At 55.6% G+C, this 16,135-nt stretch carries 19 protein-coding genes and 2 tRNA genes; 13 read left to right on the top strand and 8 right to left on the bottom strand.

Translation table 11 applies throughout. From position 1 onward, the window contains the following. The first annotated feature begins 2 nt into the window (after positions 1-2). Genes rutC through rutG form a run of 4 tightly spaced genes read left to right on the top strand, consistent with a single transcriptional unit; the run spans position 3 to position 3,109 of the window. Positions 3-398, top strand: a complete 396-nt coding sequence (gene rutC, locus NR302_RS07235; RefSeq protein WP_008109435.1) for a pyrimidine utilization protein C — start codon at positions 3-5, stop codon at positions 396-398. Further along, positions 398-1,201, top strand: a complete 804-nt coding sequence (gene rutD, locus NR302_RS07230) for a pyrimidine utilization protein D (RefSeq protein ID WP_258144889.1) — start codon at positions 398-400, stop codon at positions 1,199-1,201. The genes rutC and rutD overlap by 1 nt, the downstream gene beginning before the upstream one ends. 15 nt (positions 1,202-1,216) lie before the next feature. After that, complete coding sequence (gene rutF, locus NR302_RS07225) at positions 1,217-1,738, top strand: NADH-dependent FMN reductase RutF (protein WP_258144888.1); 522 nt, start codon at positions 1,217-1,219, stop codon at positions 1,736-1,738. A gap of 45 nt (positions 1,739-1,783) precedes the next feature. Further along, positions 1,784-3,109 carry a pyrimidine utilization transport protein G gene (gene rutG / locus NR302_RS07220; protein ID WP_154192175.1) on the top strand — a complete coding sequence of 442 codons (1,326 nt, stop codon included), beginning with the start codon at positions 1,784-1,786 and terminating at the stop codon, positions 3,107-3,109. Here the strand turns inward: rutG and NR302_RS07215 are convergent. Beyond that, entirely contained in the window at positions 3,106-4,020 is a 915-nt protein-coding gene (locus NR302_RS07215) for a DMT family transporter (RefSeq protein ID WP_258144887.1), read from the bottom strand. The genes rutG and NR302_RS07215 overlap by 4 nt on opposite strands. Before the next feature lie 109 nt (positions 4,021-4,129). Next, a complete protein-coding gene (locus NR302_RS07210) occupies positions 4,130-4,294 on the bottom strand; it encodes a general stress protein (protein ID WP_061717065.1) in 165 nt (54 codons plus the stop codon). 297 nt (positions 4,295-4,591) lie between these two features. Between NR302_RS07210 and wrbA the strand changes: the two genes are divergently transcribed. Genes wrbA through NR302_RS07195 form a run of 3 tightly spaced genes read left to right on the top strand, consistent with a single transcriptional unit; the run spans position 4,592 to position 6,873 of the window. Then, positions 4,592-5,191, top strand: a complete 600-nt coding sequence (wrbA, locus tag NR302_RS07205; RefSeq protein WP_258144886.1) for an NAD(P)H:quinone oxidoreductase — start codon at positions 4,592-4,594, stop codon at positions 5,189-5,191. A gap of 21 nt (positions 5,192-5,212) precedes the next feature. After that, positions 5,213-5,443, top strand: coding sequence for a YccJ family protein (locus NR302_RS07200; RefSeq protein WP_007887329.1), 231 nt, complete (start codon positions 5,213-5,215; stop codon positions 5,441-5,443). Between the two features lie 56 nt (positions 5,444-5,499). Beyond that, positions 5,500-6,873: an NAD-dependent succinate-semialdehyde dehydrogenase gene (locus NR302_RS07195; RefSeq protein ID WP_258144885.1), complete on the top strand. Its 1,374-nt coding sequence runs from the start codon at positions 5,500-5,502 to the stop codon at positions 6,871-6,873. Positions 6,874-6,927: 54 nt separating this feature from the next. Here the strand turns inward: NR302_RS07195 and agp are convergent, their stop codons facing one another. The 3 genes from agp to NR302_RS07180 form a co-directional block, all read right to left on the bottom strand. Then, complete coding sequence (agp, locus tag NR302_RS07190; protein ID WP_154181460.1) at positions 6,928-8,544, bottom strand: bifunctional glucose-1-phosphatase/inositol phosphatase; 1,617 nt, start codon at positions 8,542-8,544, stop codon at positions 6,928-6,930. 257 nt (positions 8,545-8,801) lie between these two features. After that, a tRNA-Ser gene (locus NR302_RS07185) sits at positions 8,802-8,889 on the bottom strand. Positions 8,890-8,927: 38 nt separating this feature from the next. After that, positions 8,928-9,015, bottom strand: a tRNA-Ser gene (locus tag NR302_RS07180). 222 nt (positions 9,016-9,237) lie between these two features. Here NR302_RS07180 and yccA point away from each other — a divergent pair. Beyond that, complete coding sequence (gene yccA, locus NR302_RS07175) at positions 9,238-9,891, top strand: FtsH protease modulator YccA (RefSeq protein ID WP_008101414.1); 654 nt, start codon at positions 9,238-9,240, stop codon at positions 9,889-9,891. 98 nt (positions 9,892-9,989) lie between these two features. After that, positions 9,990-10,316, top strand: a complete 327-nt coding sequence (gene tusE / locus NR302_RS07170) for a sulfurtransferase TusE (RefSeq protein WP_061717573.1) — start codon at positions 9,990-9,992, stop codon at positions 10,314-10,316. On the opposite strand, the gene yccX is transcribed toward tusE, so the two are convergent. Beyond that, positions 10,317-10,595, bottom strand: a complete 279-nt coding sequence (gene yccX, locus NR302_RS07165) for an acylphosphatase (RefSeq protein ID WP_258144884.1) — start codon at positions 10,593-10,595, stop codon at positions 10,317-10,319. An 85-nt stretch (positions 10,596-10,680) separates the two neighbouring features. On the opposite strand from yccX, the gene rlmI reads away from it, so the two are divergent. Together rlmI and hspQ are read left to right on the top strand one after the other, a co-directional pair. Next, positions 10,681-11,871: a 23S rRNA (cytosine(1962)-C(5))-methyltransferase RlmI gene (rlmI, locus tag NR302_RS07160; protein ID WP_154192161.1), complete on the top strand. Its 1,191-nt coding sequence runs from the start codon at positions 10,681-10,683 to the stop codon at positions 11,869-11,871. Between the two features lie 59 nt (positions 11,872-11,930). Further along, positions 11,931-12,248 carry a heat shock protein HspQ gene (hspQ, locus tag NR302_RS07155; protein ID WP_008101422.1) on the top strand — a complete coding sequence of 106 codons (318 nt, stop codon included), beginning with the start codon at positions 11,931-11,933 and terminating at the stop codon, positions 12,246-12,248. Between the two features lie 32 nt (positions 12,249-12,280). Here the strand turns inward: hspQ and NR302_RS07150 are convergent, their stop codons facing one another. Beyond that, entirely contained in the window at positions 12,281-12,694 is a 414-nt protein-coding gene (locus NR302_RS07150) for a CoA-binding protein (RefSeq protein ID WP_154181458.1), read from the bottom strand. A 177-nt stretch (positions 12,695-12,871) separates the two neighbouring features. Here NR302_RS07150 and NR302_RS07145 point away from each other — a divergent pair, with 177 nt between their 5' ends. Both NR302_RS07145 and NR302_RS07140 read left to right on the top strand, forming a co-directional pair. Next, a complete protein-coding gene (locus tag NR302_RS07145; RefSeq protein ID WP_258144883.1) occupies positions 12,872-13,498 on the top strand; it encodes a DUF2057 family protein in 627 nt (208 codons plus the stop codon). Between the two features lie 68 nt (positions 13,499-13,566). Beyond that, positions 13,567-14,028, top strand: coding sequence for a methylglyoxal synthase (locus tag NR302_RS07140; RefSeq protein WP_008101429.1), 462 nt, complete (start codon positions 13,567-13,569; stop codon positions 14,026-14,028). 3 nt (positions 14,029-14,031) lie between these two features. Here the strand turns inward: NR302_RS07140 and helD are convergent, their stop codons facing one another. Further along, the gene (gene helD / locus NR302_RS07135; RefSeq protein WP_258144882.1) at positions 14,032-16,086 is read right to left on the bottom strand and encodes a DNA helicase IV; all 2,055 of its coding nucleotides are present in this window, start codon (positions 16,084-16,086) and stop codon (positions 14,032-14,034) included. Positions 16,087-16,135 lie beyond the last annotated feature (49 nt).

Here is a 16,135-nt window from a genome sequence, read left to right as displayed (position 1 = left end):
CCATGCCTAAAAGTGTGATTATTCCGCCCGGCAGCGGTACGCCAATCGCGCCATTCGTGCCCGGCACGCTAGCTGACGGCATTGTGTACGTCTCCGGCACCTTGCCGTTCGATGCCAACAACAACGTGGTGCACGTCGGTGATGCCGCCGCGCAAACGCGTCACGTGCTGGAGACCATCAAAAAGGTGATCGAAACCGCCGGCGGCACGATGGACGACGTGACCTTCAACTCGATTTTTCTCACCGACTGGAGCAACTACGCGGCGATTAACCAGATCTATGCCGAGTACTTCCCCGGCGATAAACCGGCGCGCTTCTGCATTCAGTGTGGCTTAGTGAAACCGGATGCGCTGATTGAAATCGCCACCGTTGCGCATATCGGCAAACAGGAGGCGTGATGCATCTGGAGATTCAGGGTTTAACCACTGAAGATGCGCCGACGCTGGTGCTCGCCTCTGGTTTAGGCGGCGTCGCCGGTTTCTGGCAGCCGCAGCTGGCGGCGCTGACGCCGCATTATCGCGTGGTGACCTTCGATCAGCGCGGCACCGGCCGCAGCGCAGATACGCTGCCGGACGGCTACAGCATGACGATGATGGCGGCGGAACTGGCGGAGGCGCTGGAACAGCACGGCATTGAGCATTACGACATTATCGGCCATGCGCTGGGCGGCTTAATCGGCCTGCAGCTGGCGCTGGACTTCCCGCAGCGCGTGGGCCGCGTGGTGGTGATCAACGGCTGGCTTTCGCTGGATGCGCACACGCAGCGCTGCTTCCAGGTGCGTCAGGATCTGCTGATGAACGTCGGCGTCGAAGCCTTTGTGCGTGCGCAGCCGCTGTTCCTCTATCCCGCTGAATGGCTGGCGCGCAATCAGGAGCGCATTAACGCGGAAGATGCGTACCATGTCGCCCATTTCCAGGGCATGGAAAACCTGTTGCGCCGCCTGCATGCGCTAAAAAGCGCGGATTTCCGTCCACATGTGGCGCGCATCACCCAGCCGGTATTAGCGATTTGCAGCCAGGACGATCTGCTGGTGCCGTGGAGTTGCTCACCACAGCTGGCGCAGGCGCTGCCTAACGGCAGCCTGATTGAGATGGCATGGGGCGGACACGCGATGAGTGTCACCGATGCCGACAACTTTAATGCGCTGCTGCTGCGCTGGCTGGCCGACACGGCTGCGCCTGCTCAGCGTGCGGCCAGCTAATCACAGGAGCAGCCAATGAGCGTGCATGAACTGCCGGTTTTACCCGCTGTAGAACGCGATGCATTTCGCAACGCGATGGCGTGCTTAGGCGCAGCGGTAAATATCATCACCACCGACGGCCCCGCCGGACGTGCCGGTTTTACCGCCTCGGCGGTGTGCAGCGTGACCGATACGCCGCCAACGCTGCTGGTTTGTCTTAATCGCTCAGCGTCGGTGTGGCCGATTTTCCGCGACAACGGTTATCTGTGCGTTAACACGCTGGCCGCCGGGCATGAACAACTCTCGACGCTGTTTGGCGGCAAAACGCCAATGGCAGCACGCTTTGCCGCCGCTGACTGGCACACGCTGGCCAGCGGTTCACCGCTGTTAGACGGCGCGCTGGTGTCGTTTGATTGCAAAGTGGCGCAAGTAGTCAGCGTGGGCACGCACGACATTCTGTTTTGCGAAGTGCAGGCGCTGGTACGCAATGATGAAACCCACGGTCTGGCATGGTTTGACCGTGGCTATCATCACCTTTTACGGCAGGACGCCCGCTAACGCCGCCTTGTGCGGCCCGCTTTCACTGACACCCTGGAGATGACGATGGCGAGTTCCTGGTTCCCCCGCTGGCAGAAAAAGTCAGCCTTGAACGATGATGGGCTGATTGCGCCGGACGAAACGCTGCCGTTTGCGCAGACAGTCGTCCTTGGCCTGCAGCATGCTGTGGCAATGTTTGGCGCAACGGTGCTGATGCCGTTGCTGATGGGACTGGATCCCAATCTGGCGATTCTGGTTTCGGGCATCGGTACGCTGCTGTTCTTCCTGATCACCGGCGGACGCGTACCCAGCTATCTCGGATCCAGCGCGGCGTTTGTCGGCGTGATCATCGCGGTAACCGGCTTTAACGGCCAGGGACTCAACCCTAATCTGGCGCTTGCGTTGGGCGGCGTTATCGCCTGCGGCGCGCTCTATACCGTGATTGGCCTGATCGTGATGAAAGTCGGCACCGGTTGGATTGAACGCCTGATGCCGCCGGTGGTCACGGGCGCGGTGGTGATGGCAATTGGTCTGAACCTGGCACCGATTGCGGTGCACGGCGTTTCCGGCTCGATGTTCGACAGCTGGATGGCGGTGATGACGGTGCTGTGCATTGGTCTGGTCGCGGTGTTCACGCGCGGTATGATCCAGCGCCTGCTGATTCTGGTCGGTCTGATTGTCGCGTGGGCCATCTACGCGCTGCTGACTAACGTGATGGGCTTTGGCAAACCGGTGGATTTCAGCGGCCTTGCCAGCGCGCCATGGTTTGGTCTGCCGCACACCACCGCACCGATCTTTGATATGCAGGCCATCGTGATGATTGCGCCTGTAGCGATCATTCTGGTGGCGGAAAACCTCGGCCACATTAAAGCCGTAGCGGGCATGACCGGGCGCAACCTCGATCCCTGGATGGGCCGCGCCTTTGTCGGCGACGGTTTGGCAACCATGCTGTCGGGATCTATCGGCGGCAGCGGCGTCACCACTTACGCGGAAAATATCGGCGTGATGGCGGTAACCAAAGTCTATTCCACGCTGGCCTTCGTGGCCGCCGCAGTGATCGCTCTGGTGCTCGGCTTCTCACCGAAATTTGGCGCGCTGATTCACACCATTCCCGGTCCGGTGATTGGCGGCGCATCAATTGTGGTATTTGGTTTGATTGCGGTGGCAGGCGCACGCATTTGGGTGCAGAACCACGTGGATTTCAATCAAAATGGCAATTTGATCATGGTAGCGACCACGCTAGTGCTGGGCGCGGGTGATTTTGCGCTGAAGATTGGCAGCTTCACCATTGGCGGCATTGGCACTGCAACCTTTGGTGCCATCATTCTGAACGCCATTTTGCAACGTCGCGGCGCCGCACTGGCGAACCAGGCGGCGCGGCAACATCCTTAAGGTTCGAGCGGTGCCTGATCGGGCACTGCTTTCTTGCGACGAATACGCAGCTCGCTGACGATCACGCCACAAACAATCAATGCCGCGCCCAACAGTGCCGCCGCAGGTAAACGCTCACCCGCCAAACGTCCCACCACGCCCGCCCATACCGGTTCACCGGCGTAAATCACCGTGGCACGCGTCGGTGAAACACTGCGTTGCGCCCAGTTCATCGTCACCTGAATCAAGGCGCTGGCTGCGCCCAAACCCAACGCGCTCAACAGCAGCGGCGTTGACATAGCGGGAACCGATTCGCCATTCGGGATCATCAGAACAAAAGCGCAGGCCGATGCCACCATCAGCTGAATCAGCGTTACGCGGCGCACATCAACTTGTCCGGCATAACGGCTGATCAGGATAATCTCCGCCGCAATCGCCAGCGTACTCAGCAAGGTAGCGATCTCACCGGCATTCAGCGTCAAACTGCCATCCTGTGGACCGGCCACCAGCACTAAACCGGTAAATGCCAGCAAAATGCCCAGCCACGCCATTAATCCCGGCGGACGGCGCAGAAATAACCACTGCAGTAGCGGCACCACCGGCACATACAGCGCGGTAATAAATGCTGACTGGCTGCTGGAAATGGTTTGCATGCCCCAGGTTTGCAGACCGTAGCCGCCGGCAATCGACAGGCCGATCAGCGCGCCGGCTTTGATTTCCAGCCAGGTCACCTGCTTAAGATATCGACGGAAGAAAAAGGCCAGCAGCAGCGATGCCGTGGCAAAACGTAATCCGACAAAGAAGAATGGACCGGAATGCGCCATCGCGCGGTGTACCACCAAAAAGGTGCCGCCCCAAACCATGGTAATAAAAATGAGCACCAGCTCCTGACGCGAAATACGCAGGCTGAGACGAGAAAAGGAAGCGGACATAACGCACCAGAATAATCAGTTGGCGGTCAGTTTGCTCAGAGAGCGGGGAAATTGCAATGCTTGTTACCGCCGGGCGAACCCGGCGGCCGGGGATTAACGGGCAGTCGCGTTATTTCTTGCCGCGGCTGCGTCCCCCTTTTTCACCGGCTACAGAAGCGCGCTGTGGGTCGTTTCTGAAATTACCCCCGCTGTTTTTGCCGCCTTTGCGACCCGCTTCTGCGGCCCTTTCACGGTCCTCTGCGAAATTGCCTGATCCTCCACGATGTTCGGCCATCATTTCCTCCAGGGATTGAGCATTCAGATTAGGGGCTGATCACGATGCTGCCGTGAAAAGCACGGCGGCGGACATTCCACACGCCTGATTAAATAATAGACAACGCAACGGTGAGATCGGCCTGATATTCATAATTTGAAACAGATAATTCACTAATTTATCTGCGAAAAACCAAATTTACCGCCGCGTTACAAGCAGTTAGCCGACACTTATTGGCACCTGCTTAACCTCTGTACAGCAGCCTGCGCAGGCTCTTCTATACTTCTGATTACTCATCACCCCAGCAGGATGAAAACTATGGCAAAGATTTTGGTGCTCTATTATTCGATGTACGGACATATTGAAACCATGGCGCAAGCCGTGGCCGACGGTGCAAAGAGCGTAAGTGGCGCGGAAGTCACGATATTACGCGTGCCGGAAAGCATGGATGCCGAGCGTTTCGCCCAGGTTGGCGGCAAAGTGAATCAGGCCGCGCCTGAAGCGAAACCGGAAGATTTGCCGCAGTACGATGCCATCATCGTTGGCACACCCACGCGTTTCGGCAACATGGCGGGCCAGATGCGTAACTTCTGGGATCGCACCGGCGGTCTGTGGGCTTCGGGCGCGCTGTACGGCAAAATCGCCAGCGTCTTTGCCTCTACGGGCACCGGCGGCGGCCAGGAGCAAACCATCACCTCCGTCTGGACCACCCTCGCCCACCACGGCATGGTGATCGTTCCTATCGGTTATGGCACGAAACAACTTTTTGACATTTCTCACGTACGCGGCGGAACGCCTTACGGCGCGACTACGCTGGCGGGCGGAGATGGATCACGTCAACCTTCGGCGGAAGAACTGGATATTGCCCGTTATCAGGGTCAACACGTCGCCGGACTGGCGGTTAAGCTGCAGGGATAAAATCCACAACAGGAGATCTTCATGACAACAGAACAGTCGAAAGAGCATCACGTGGGCGAATGGGCATCACTGCGCCACACTTCACGCGAAATCGCTGAAGCCATTTTTGAGGTAGCCAACTACGACGAACGTTTAGCCGAGCAGATCTGGAGTCAGCAAGGCAGTGATGAAGTGCTGATTCGCGCCTTCAAAAAGACCGACCAGGATGTTCTGACCTGGGACGACAAAACGGTCGAGCGGAAAAACGTTTGAGTTACAGGCGGGCACTGTCCCGCCTTTGTTACCTTTACATCACCAAGGAGCCTTGTATGTCTGCCTATCAAAGTATCAATCCAGCCAATAACCAACTGCTAAAAGCGTGGAACGAGCACGATGATGCCTATGCACAACAGGCACTGAAAACCGCAGATTCGCTCTATCATTCCGCGTGGAGTAAAGGCGATATTCAGCCGCGTTTGCAGGTGCTGCATCGTTTAGCCGACCTGATCGACCAACGTGTTGAAGAACTGGCGACCATCGCCAGTAAAGAGATGGGCAAGTTAATTGGGCAAAGTCGCGGTGAAGTGAAAATTTGTTCGCAGATCGCCCGCTACTACGCTGAACATGCCGCGACATTTTTACAGCCGCAGCCCTACGCCAGCGATGTGGGCGATGCCTGGCTTGAGTACCATCCGATTGGCGTGATTGTCGCGGTTGAACCGTGGAACTTCCCTTACTATCAGCTGATGCGCGTACTGGCGCCAAACCTGGCGCTGGGCAATCCGGTACTGGCAAAACACGCCAACATTGTGCCGCACTGCGCCGATGTATTTGAAAAGCTGGTGGAAGAAGCCGGTGCGCCAAAAGGCGCGTGGACCAATTTGTTTATCTCTACCGATCAGGTTGCGGATCTGATCGCCGATCCACGTGTGCAAGGTGTGGCGCTGACCGGTTCCGAACGTGCCGGTAGCGCCGTGGCGGAACAGGCCGGTAAACATCTGAAGAAATCAACGCTGGAACTGGGCGGTAACGATGTGTTTGTGGTGCTGGACGATGCCGATATCGATGAAGCGGTTCGTCAGGGCGCGCAGGCTCGCCTCAGCAACTGCGGCCAGGTGTGTACCGCTGCCAAACGCTTTATTCTGCACGAGAAAATTGCCGATACGTTTATGGCCAAATTTAGCGCGGCTCTGCAATCGGCCACGCCGGGCGATCCGCTCGATGAGAAAACCACGCTCGGTCCGCTCTCTTCTAAAGATGCGCGCGATCGATTAGTGAAGCAGGTTGATGAAGCGGTAAAAAATGGCGCGCGCTTGGAATTTGGTGGACGCGCCATTGATGGCGTCGGCTGCTATTACCAGCCAACGGTGCTTACCGGTCTAACGCCAGATAATCCGGCTTATTATCAGGAGTTCTTTGGTCCGGTGGCACAGGTGTATGTGGTGGCGGACGATCGTGCCGCTGTGGCGCTGGCGAATGATTCAAATTACGGCTTGGGCGGTTCGGTCTGGACCAAAGACATTGCGCGCGGCCGTAAGATGGCGTCGCAGATTGAAACCGGCATGGTGTTCATCAATTCGCAGAGCGATACCTCAGCAGAGCTGCCGTTTGGTGGCGTCAAACGTTCCGGTTACGGGCGAGAGCTGTCGGATTTGGGTATTAAAGAGTTCGCTAACCAAAAATTGGTTGTGGTTGCCGGTTAAGTTCACAGGCATAAAAAAACCCCGCTTCGGCGGGGTTTTGTTTTTTCAGCAAACTCAGTTGCTGGTCGCCGCTTTGGCCGGCTCTTCTGGCTTGGCTGGCGTGGCATCGGCTTGTGCTTTCTGTGCAGCAGCCGCATCGGCCTTAGCTTTGTCATCCGCTGCTTTTTGGGCGGTGGATTTCTCGGCTTTGGCTTTCTCGTCAGCGGCTTTCTGCGCTGCAGCTTTATCCGCCTTCACTTTCTCTTCAGCCGCTTTCGCGTCTGCAGCCTTCTGTGCTGCGGCTTTATCTGCTGCTGCTTTGTCTGCAGCCGCTTTATCGGCAGCGGCCTGATCGGCTTTCTGCTTGGCATCATCTGCGGCCGGTGCGGCCGCCGCTGGTGCTGGCTGTTCTGCCGGAGCTGGTGCAGCAGCAGGCTGAAGTGGCGTACCTTGCAGAGCGCCATTGAGTGCGCCGGTGAATTGATCCCAGCTGCAGTAGCCGTTGGCATCCGTTTCACAGCCTGCCAGTTGCAGCGTGACGCGCTTCGGTGGATTTTTCAGGCTCAGCACGTCGGCATCGCGCAGCTGATCGGCCGTTTGATAGACGTACTCAATTTTCAGCAGATCTTTGTTGTTCTTCACATCGTGCCAGCGTTCGAATACCACCTGGCCGCCAATTGGCGTTTTCTCATCGTTGCCCGGCAACTCATAAGGCTTAACCTGCAGTGCGCTGAGTAACGATGCGATGTTTGAATCATGACCGACCATCAACGTCACTTTTGGCGCGTTGGCTTTGTCCTGATCGACTAACTGGCTGCGGATGTAATCCACCAGCGGTGCGGCCACTTCGCGCGCCACTTCAGGAGAGGCGAACAGCGCATCCTGATAACCGTTTTTGATCGACGCCAGCTCTTTCCACTGCTCAGGCGTTTTGATCTGGCCCCAGGCAACCTGATCGGCCGGGAAACCTTCGTAATATTGCAGCGTAAACGCATCCACCAGCGAGTTGCCGATTTTAAGCGGACCGCTTACGTTTGGCTCTTTACCGTTATCCGCGCTGAAGGTGTTATCGCCGCTGCTTAAATCACACTGCTTTTTGCCGTTACAGGCCGGGGCAGATTTGTAATCAACGATTTTTTCAAGGTGCTGGAAGGCAGGTTTCAGTGCCAGCTTTTCATTGGCGGCGGTCATGGCAGCCAACGCTTTCTTGTTGAATTCATCGCTGCCGTCAGTGACGACCGGATTGAAGATAGGATCCATGGTGCCCATCGCATCCTGATGCGTTACCGCGATATCACAGCCAGGGAAAGCGCCAGTGATAAAGTACTGCGCGGTCGCCACGGTGCGCTGCAGGCTGTTGGCATAGACAAAGATGTTGCTGCTGTCCGGGCAAGTACCGTTCTGGACTAAGCCCTGCTGTGCCAGCCACTGACGGGTGTAATTACCCATGTAGACTTCCAGCACGCCACCTTTAGTGGTGAGCTCACCGCCCGCTACATCCCACTGCGGCCAGCTCTTCTTGGTGGATTGTTCCAGTACGCTGCCGTTATTGGCGAGCGGCGCACGCAGGTTATGACGGCTTAACATCAGCACCTGCTGGAGTTGCATATCTCCATCCGCAGCATATGCGGACATGCCCATCGGGAGCGCAGCGATGACTGACAACGCGCAAAGACTCAGTTTCTTGATCATTGTGCCTATTCCATAATTCATCAGTGAAACACTCTGGCTTTCAAACGATTAGCCCGCCAAAGAGCGAATTACCGCACAGTGTAACTCAGCTTGCATCGGAAAATCGCCAGATGTTTGCAAAAAACCGTGCATGGAATATAGCAGTAAACGCGCGTGGCGTTGGGCAATGGCAGCAGATTGAAAAGCAACGCGATGTTTTTCGGAATCTGTGAACGCAGAAAAGCAAAAAGCCCGCATTTCTGCGGGCTTCTTTAATATGGCGGAGGAACAGAGATTCGAACTCTGGGATGGTTTCCCATCGACGGTTTTCAAGACCGTTGCCTTAAGCCACTCGGCCATCCCTCCGGGGATTTTTTTGTTGCGTCATCACTCAGCAAGAGTGATGGCGGAGGAGGAGAGATTCGAACTCTCGGATGGTTTCCCATCGACGGTTTTCAAGACCGTTGCCTTAAGCCACTCGGCCACCCCTCCGCAATGAGGCGCACTATAAACATCCCCCATAACGATGTAAAGCCTGCAATGAATCGTTCGGCTGAAAAACAGCCAAATTCTATTTTTTCGGCGTCAATTTCGCCATTCTGCTCAGTGAAACAGCAATTTATCGCGTAAAGATGGGTAAAACGCCTTTTCTGTCTTTCAGGCGCTGCGTATCCTCGTGCCATATTTGGTGTTTCTCTCTTTAAGGAGCGCGTGATGGAAAGAGTTTTTAGCTCGTCGCAGCAATCGTTAGTCAGCACCCACAAGGTGCTGCGCAATACTTATCTGTTACTTGGCTTTACGCTGGCCTTCTCGGCGGTTACCGCAACACTTAGCACCGTGTTTGCGTTGCCTTCACCGGGTCTGATTCTGATGCTGGTGGGCTTTTATGGTTTGATGTTCCTGACGCATAAACTAGCTAACAGCCCAGCAGGTATTCTGGCCGCCTTCGCCTTTACCGGTTTCCTCGGTTACTGCCTTGGCCCAATCCTCAGTTCGTTCCTCACTGCGGGCATGGGTGATGTGATCGCCATGGCATTAGGCGGCACCGCATTGGTGTTCTTCGGTTGTTCGGCTTATGTGCTGACCACGCGCCGTGATATGTCATTCCTGAGCGGCATGATGATGGCCGGCTTTGTGGTGCTGCTGGTGGCGGTTGTTGCTAACATCTTCCTGCAACTGCCTGCGCTGCATCTGGCGATTAGCGCCCTGTTCATTCTGTTCTCTGCCGGTGCCATTTTGTGGGAAACCAGCAACATCATTCATGGCGGCGAAACTAACTACATTCGCGCCACCGTGAGTCTGTATGTCTCGCTGTATAACATCTTTGTTAGCCTGTTGAGCCTGCTGGGCTTCGCTAACCGCGATTAAGATGCCGTAACAGTTATCAAACCCCGCTTCGGCGGGGTTTTTGCTTTTTATGGCCGGGCGAATTTACAATGTATCGATTAACGCAATGAGGAATGACTGTGAATTTTGCCGGTAAAGAGATTGCCACCGATGCGGAAGGCTATCTGAAAAATAGCGCGGACTGGAGCGAACCGCTGGCCGCCGCTATTGCGGAGCAAGAGGCGATCGTGATGAGTGAAGCGCATTGGGAAGTGGTGCACTTTGTGCGCGCGTTTTATCAGGAATTTAATACCTCGCCGGCGGTGCGCATGCTGGTGAAAGCTATGGCGCAAAAGTATGGCGAGGAGAAAGGCAACAGCCGCTATCTGTTCCGCCTCTTCCCGGAAGGCCCGGCGAAGCAAGCGACCAAAATTGCCGGATTGCCGAAACCGGCCAAGTGCCTGTAATCAGCCGGTGGTGAATTGCGTAGGCACTTCTCTGGGCTGATGCGGCTCCACCAGCACTTTGTCCACCCGCGCGCTACGCGGCCCACCCGCTTTTAGCCAACTGATCAATTCATCGACCTGCTGCGCTTCACCGGACGCCAGCACTTCAACGCTGCCGTCCGCCAGATTGTGCGCATAACCGTTAAGATTCAACTCTCTGGCTTGCGCTTGCGTGTGGTAGCGAAATCCCACGCCCTGCACGATGCCATGCACCCAAATTTTGCAGCATGTGGTTGCCATTACGTTCTCCCATCACCTTGCGTTGCAATTTGCCGCCATCCGCCGGAAAATGGCGCCTCATTTTTTCAGGTAAGCATAGCAAACTATGACCGTTCGATTGATTCTCGCAAAGGGACGTGAAAAATCCCTGCTCCGCCGCCATCCGTGGGTGTTCTCTGGTGCCGTTGCACGTATGGAAGGTAAAGCCCAGTCTGGTGAAACCATTGATGTCTGTGACAGCAATGGCAAATGGCTGGCTCGCGCCGCGTATTCTCCGCAATCACAAATTCGCGCACGCGTCTGGAGCTGGCAACAGGATGAGTCAATCGACATCACCTTCTTCGTGCGCCGCTTTGAGCAAGCGCAGCTGTGGCGTGACTGGCTGGCTAAACGTGATGGGCTGGACAGCTATCGCCTGATTGCCGGTGAGTCCGATGGCATGCCGGGCGTTACCATCGATCGCTTTGGTAATTTCCTGGTATTGCAACTGTTGTCTGCGGGTGCCGAATATCAACGTCCGGCTATCGTATCAGCCTTGCAACAGTGCTTCCCGGATTGCGCTATTTACGATCGCTCAGACGTCGCGGTGCGTAAAAAAGAGGGACTGGAGCTGGCACAAGGCCCGGTTTCGGGTGAACTGCCGCCAGCGCTGCTGCCGATTACCGAACACGGTATGAAGCTGTTGGTGGATATTCAAGGCGGCCATAAAACCGGTTATTACCTTGATCAGCGTGACAGCCGTTTTGCCACGCGTGGCTACTCAGAGAATGCACGCGTGCTGAACTGCTTCTCTTACACCGGTGGATTTGCGGTTTCGGCCTTGATGGGCGGCTGCCGTGAAGTGATCAGCGTTGATACTTCGCAGGACGCACTCGACGTGGCGAAACAGAACGTTGAGCTCAATAGTCTGGATGTGTCGCGCGCCCAGTTCGTGCGTGACGATGTATTCAAACTGCTGCGCCGTTATCGCGACAGCGGCGAGAAGTTCGATCTGATCGTGATGGATCCGCCGAAATTCGTTGAGAACAAGAACCAGTTGATGGGCGCGTGTCGCGGCTATAAAGACATCAACATGCTGGCCATTCAGCTGTTGAATCCCGGCGGCGTGTTGCTGACCTTCTCCTGTTCTGGCCTGATGCCGACCGATTTGTTCCAGAAAATCATCGCGGATGCCGCCGTTGATGCCGGGCGTGATGTACAATTTATAGAGCAGTTCCGTCAGGCAGCCGACCATCCAGTGATCGCCAGCTATCCTGAAGGGCTTTATCTGAAAGGTTTTGCCTGCCGCGTGCTGTGACTTGAAAACGCTGTCCCTGCCTCCATATTGGTTACAGGGCAGTCTTTTGGGAGGTCACAATGATTACGACTAAATTTGGAATTGGACAGCAGGTCCGACATCGTCTCTCCGGGGTGCTCGGCGTTATCGTGGATGTCGATCCGGAGTTTTCGCTTGATGAGCCAGAAGTTGATGATGTCGCTGCCAGCGAAACGCTGCGCGCCGCGCCCTGGTATCATGTGGTGATGGAAGATGAAGAAGGTGATCAGGTGCATACCTACGTTGCGGAAGTTCAGCTGGCGGGAGAAACCTCCTTTGAACATCCCGAACAACCTTCAATGGATGAGCTGGCCGCGTCAATTCGGCAGCAGCTGCAGGCACCCAGCCTGCGACATTAATGACAACGGCGACTCAGGTCGCCGTTTTTGTTTTAGCGCGTGATACCTAACCGCGGAATTTCAATCTTCGGACAGCGATCCATGACTACGGTCATACCCGCGTCCTGCGCCAGCACCGCCGCCTGCTCATTAATCACGCCCAACTGTAACCACAATGTATCCGCCCCAATGGCAATCGCTTCCTGCGCTACGCCCCACGCCGCTTCGGCATTGCGAAACACATCCACCATATCCACTTTTCCAGGTACATCCGCCAGCGTGGCATAAGCGGTTTGACCAAGAAGTTGTTGACCTGCCAGTTTAGGGCTCACTGGAATCACGTCGTATCCCTGATCGAGCAAGTATTTCATCACGCCATAGCTTGGGCGATCGGGACGATCGCTGGCGCCTACTAATGCGATACGTTTGGTTTTAGTCAGCACATCGCGAATCGTTTGATCATTCATCTTTTTTCTCCTGGTTCATTCGCTTAAGTGTAGATGGCATTGCGCATTAGGCTGCAACTGCCGGGCACGAGAACTTTGCGCAGCAGCACGAATAAATATGTAAAAATGTAAATTTACTGCCATAATGTAATACTTTGCTACACATAATCGATTTACCCCCTTCTGCCGGGAGTTGAAATGAAGCTGTCTTTAACTGCTACGAGTTTACTGCTGTTGCTCGTATCAGCCTCATGCCAGGCCATCACTCTCAAGCTCGATCCCGAGATCGAACTGCTGGTGCTGGACGGGCGTAAAATCTCTGGCTCGCTGCTGAAAGGTGCTGGCAGCCTTGAGCTGGAGCGTGGGCAGCATCAGTTTCTGTTTCGTGTGGAAAAACCGGGCGCTGACGCCGCGCACTTTCAATCCGTGCCGATGATTGTCACTTTTAACGCCAACGCCCATTCGGTGGCGATTCGCTTGCCCGCGCTCAATAATCGTCGCGAACGCACTACCTTCGACAAAACGCTCAACTTCCAGCTGATTGATGAACGCGGCATGGAGATCACCAGCCTGCGCGACCATTTGCCAAAGGAAAGTGATAACGATTTCGAAAAGGCGATGGTGAATTATAATCGTGATGCCCACGCCGCTTCGGTTCCGCGTTTTGCCTTACATTCGCTGAGCGTGAGCGAGGCGCAGTTGAATATGGACTACGCCTGGCAGGACGTTAGCGATCTCCCCTCTTTGCAAGGCTGGTTCAAGCGTTTTGATGCCGCCACACGTCTGCGTTTTATTAGCTGGATGAAAACCTTACGCACAAGTTGATAGTGATGAAACGCCAGGGGTAAACTCCTGCATTAACACATAATGCATGAGAAGAAACAGGAAGCCCTATGGAGCAGACCGTTCGTACCCTTCAGGTTCAGAAACATATCGCCCTCGTTGCACACGATCACTGCAAAGCCTCGCTGCTTGAATGGGTGCAAATCAACCAAAGCACGCTGCAAAAGCATGTGCTTTACGCTACCGGCACCACCGGCAATCTGATTAATCGTCATACTGGATTAGACGTTAACGCCATGCTGAGCGGCCCGATGGGCGGCGATCAGCAAGTGGGCGCGTTGATTTCGGAAGGCAAAATTGATGTGCTGATTTTCTTCTGGGACCCGCTGAATGCGGTGCCGCACGATCCGGATGTCAAAGCGCTGCTGCGCCTCGCCACAGTGTGGAATATCCCGGTGGCTAATAACCGCACCACCGCAGACTTTATTATTCAGTCACCGAAATTTGCCCAGCAGATTGAGATTCAGATTCCAGACTATCAGCGTTATCTCGCCGAACGTCTGAAACCCTAATCATCAAGCCTTACGGCTTTGCGGCACACCTAACTCGCGCAGGTGTTCGACAAATACCGAAGGCCGATCTTTATCAAACATTAGCCATACCTGCTGGCGCGCGCGCGTCATCGCCACATACGCCAGCCGCCGCTCCTCCGCATCCGGGAAATCTTCCGGCTGCGGCAGCAAACCCTCTTCCATGATGGATTCACGCGCTTCTGCCGGAAAACCGTCGCGTCCCTGATGCAGCCCCAACACAATGACGAAGTCCGCCTGTTGGCCTTTGCTGGCATGAATGGTCATAAAATCCAGCTTTAACTTTGGCCAGCGCGTTTTGGCTTTATCGAGAATTGCTGGCCGCAAATGGTGGTAACGCGCCAGCAGCAGCACGCGTTCATCGGGTTTGGCATAGCCGCTCAGTTTATCGAACAGCGCTTCCAGTTGCTCCTGCGGCAGCAAAGTCACCGATTTTTTATTGCCCTTGCTCAAGCTATTTAGCGGCTTGCGCAGCTGATGCGGGTTTTGCTGCACGAAGCGATTGGCAATCTCACCAATGCGATCGTTAAAGCGATAGGTGGTATCCAGCACGCAGCGATCGCCATCACCGAAATAGTGATGGAACGCGGTGGTCAGACTCATTTCGGCACCGCTGAAGCGATAGATTGCCTGCCAGTCATCGCCCACCGCGTAAAGGCTGGTTCGCTTGTTTTGCTGACGCAGCGCCGTCAGCAGTGCGGCTCGCTGCGGTGAGATATCCTGGAATTCATCGACCAAAATATGCTTCCACGGACTGATAAAGCGCCCTTTCTCCAGAATGGCAATCGCCTGATGAATCAGCCCTGAGAAATCGACCGCGCCTTCCTCTTTCAGCGCGCTTTTCCACGCTTTAAGCAGTGGCGCCATCAGTTTGACGCGTTTGCTGAAGTTATCGCGCTGCGCTTCTGCCACATCCGCGATCATTGCCGCCTGCGCGCCGCCGTGCATGCGCATCAAACCCAGCCAGCGCTCCATGCGCGATGCGATACGCTGCGCCAGTTTGTCATCCTGCCAAAACGGACCTTCGGGGATTTCCCACTCCAACTCATCCTGCAACCACTGACGCCAGCCGCTGGCCTGCGCTTTTTTGCTGTTGCACTGCTCACGCCAGGTCTCAATTAGCAGCTGTCGCCGCGCCTTGCTGTCGCTCTCCAGTTTGCTGATTACCGGTTGTTTGTTACTGCCTTCGCGGATGATATGCAGCGCCAGCGCATGGAAGGTACGCGCCTGAATCGCGCTCTCGCCAAGACGCGTTTGAATGCGGTCATTCATCTCTTCTGCCGCCTGACGACCAAACGCCAGCAGCAGAATTTGATCCGGTTGCGCCAGTTTGCGTTTCAGCAGCCAACCCGCGCGCGCCACCAGCACCGAGGTTTTGCCGCTGCCAGCACCCGCCAGCACCAGCAGCGCATCTTCGCCATTTACTACAGCTTCACATTGCGATGGATTGAGCGGCGTGGTTTCAACCTTGGAGAAGAATTCGTGATAATCGCTGAGGATCTTGCTGGTCCATTCACGATTGCGTTGGCGAATGGCCGTTTCACCCTGATCCAGCCATTGCTGGCAGAATTCCCAGCGTTCACGGCAGTTTTCAAACTCGGCAATACGCGCGAGGGGCAACGGCAAGGCAGAAAACTGGCGCGTAATGCTCTCTTTCACCGCGCTCAGCTCACTGCGTTTCAACCAGCGATCCTGCTGTGTAAAGGCGAGGATTTCCTGCTCCAGCGCGGCGAGCACCTCGGCGCTCACCTCGCTCATCTCCTGGCTCCACTGCTGCCAGGCGTGCTGCAAGTAATGGAAAAAGCGCTGCGTTTCCTGCCATTCGGTGCCATGCAGGCGCACCACTTTCTCATCTGGCAGCAGAAACTCCAGTTCGCCCCACACCATGCCGCGCTTGCAGGCAATGTTGAGCAACTGGTTAAACGGAATCAGATATTCATGGCGATCGCCACTGACTTCCACGCCGGCGGCCAGCAAGCGCACCCGATTATAGGGATGCTGTGCCAGACGTTTACCCATTGATGTTGCTTTCAGTTCCATGTCCGCACCGTCATGTGGAATTCGATATCGCGCAGTTTACCTGTCAGAC

Source organism: Pantoea sp. SOD02 (assembly GCF_024707505.1).
Lineage (GTDB): Bacteria > Pseudomonadota > Gammaproteobacteria > Enterobacterales > Enterobacteriaceae > Pantoea > Pantoea symbiotica.
The sequence above is the reverse complement of the archived record's forward strand: the minus strand, read 5'-3'. Positions and strand labels throughout refer to the sequence as shown.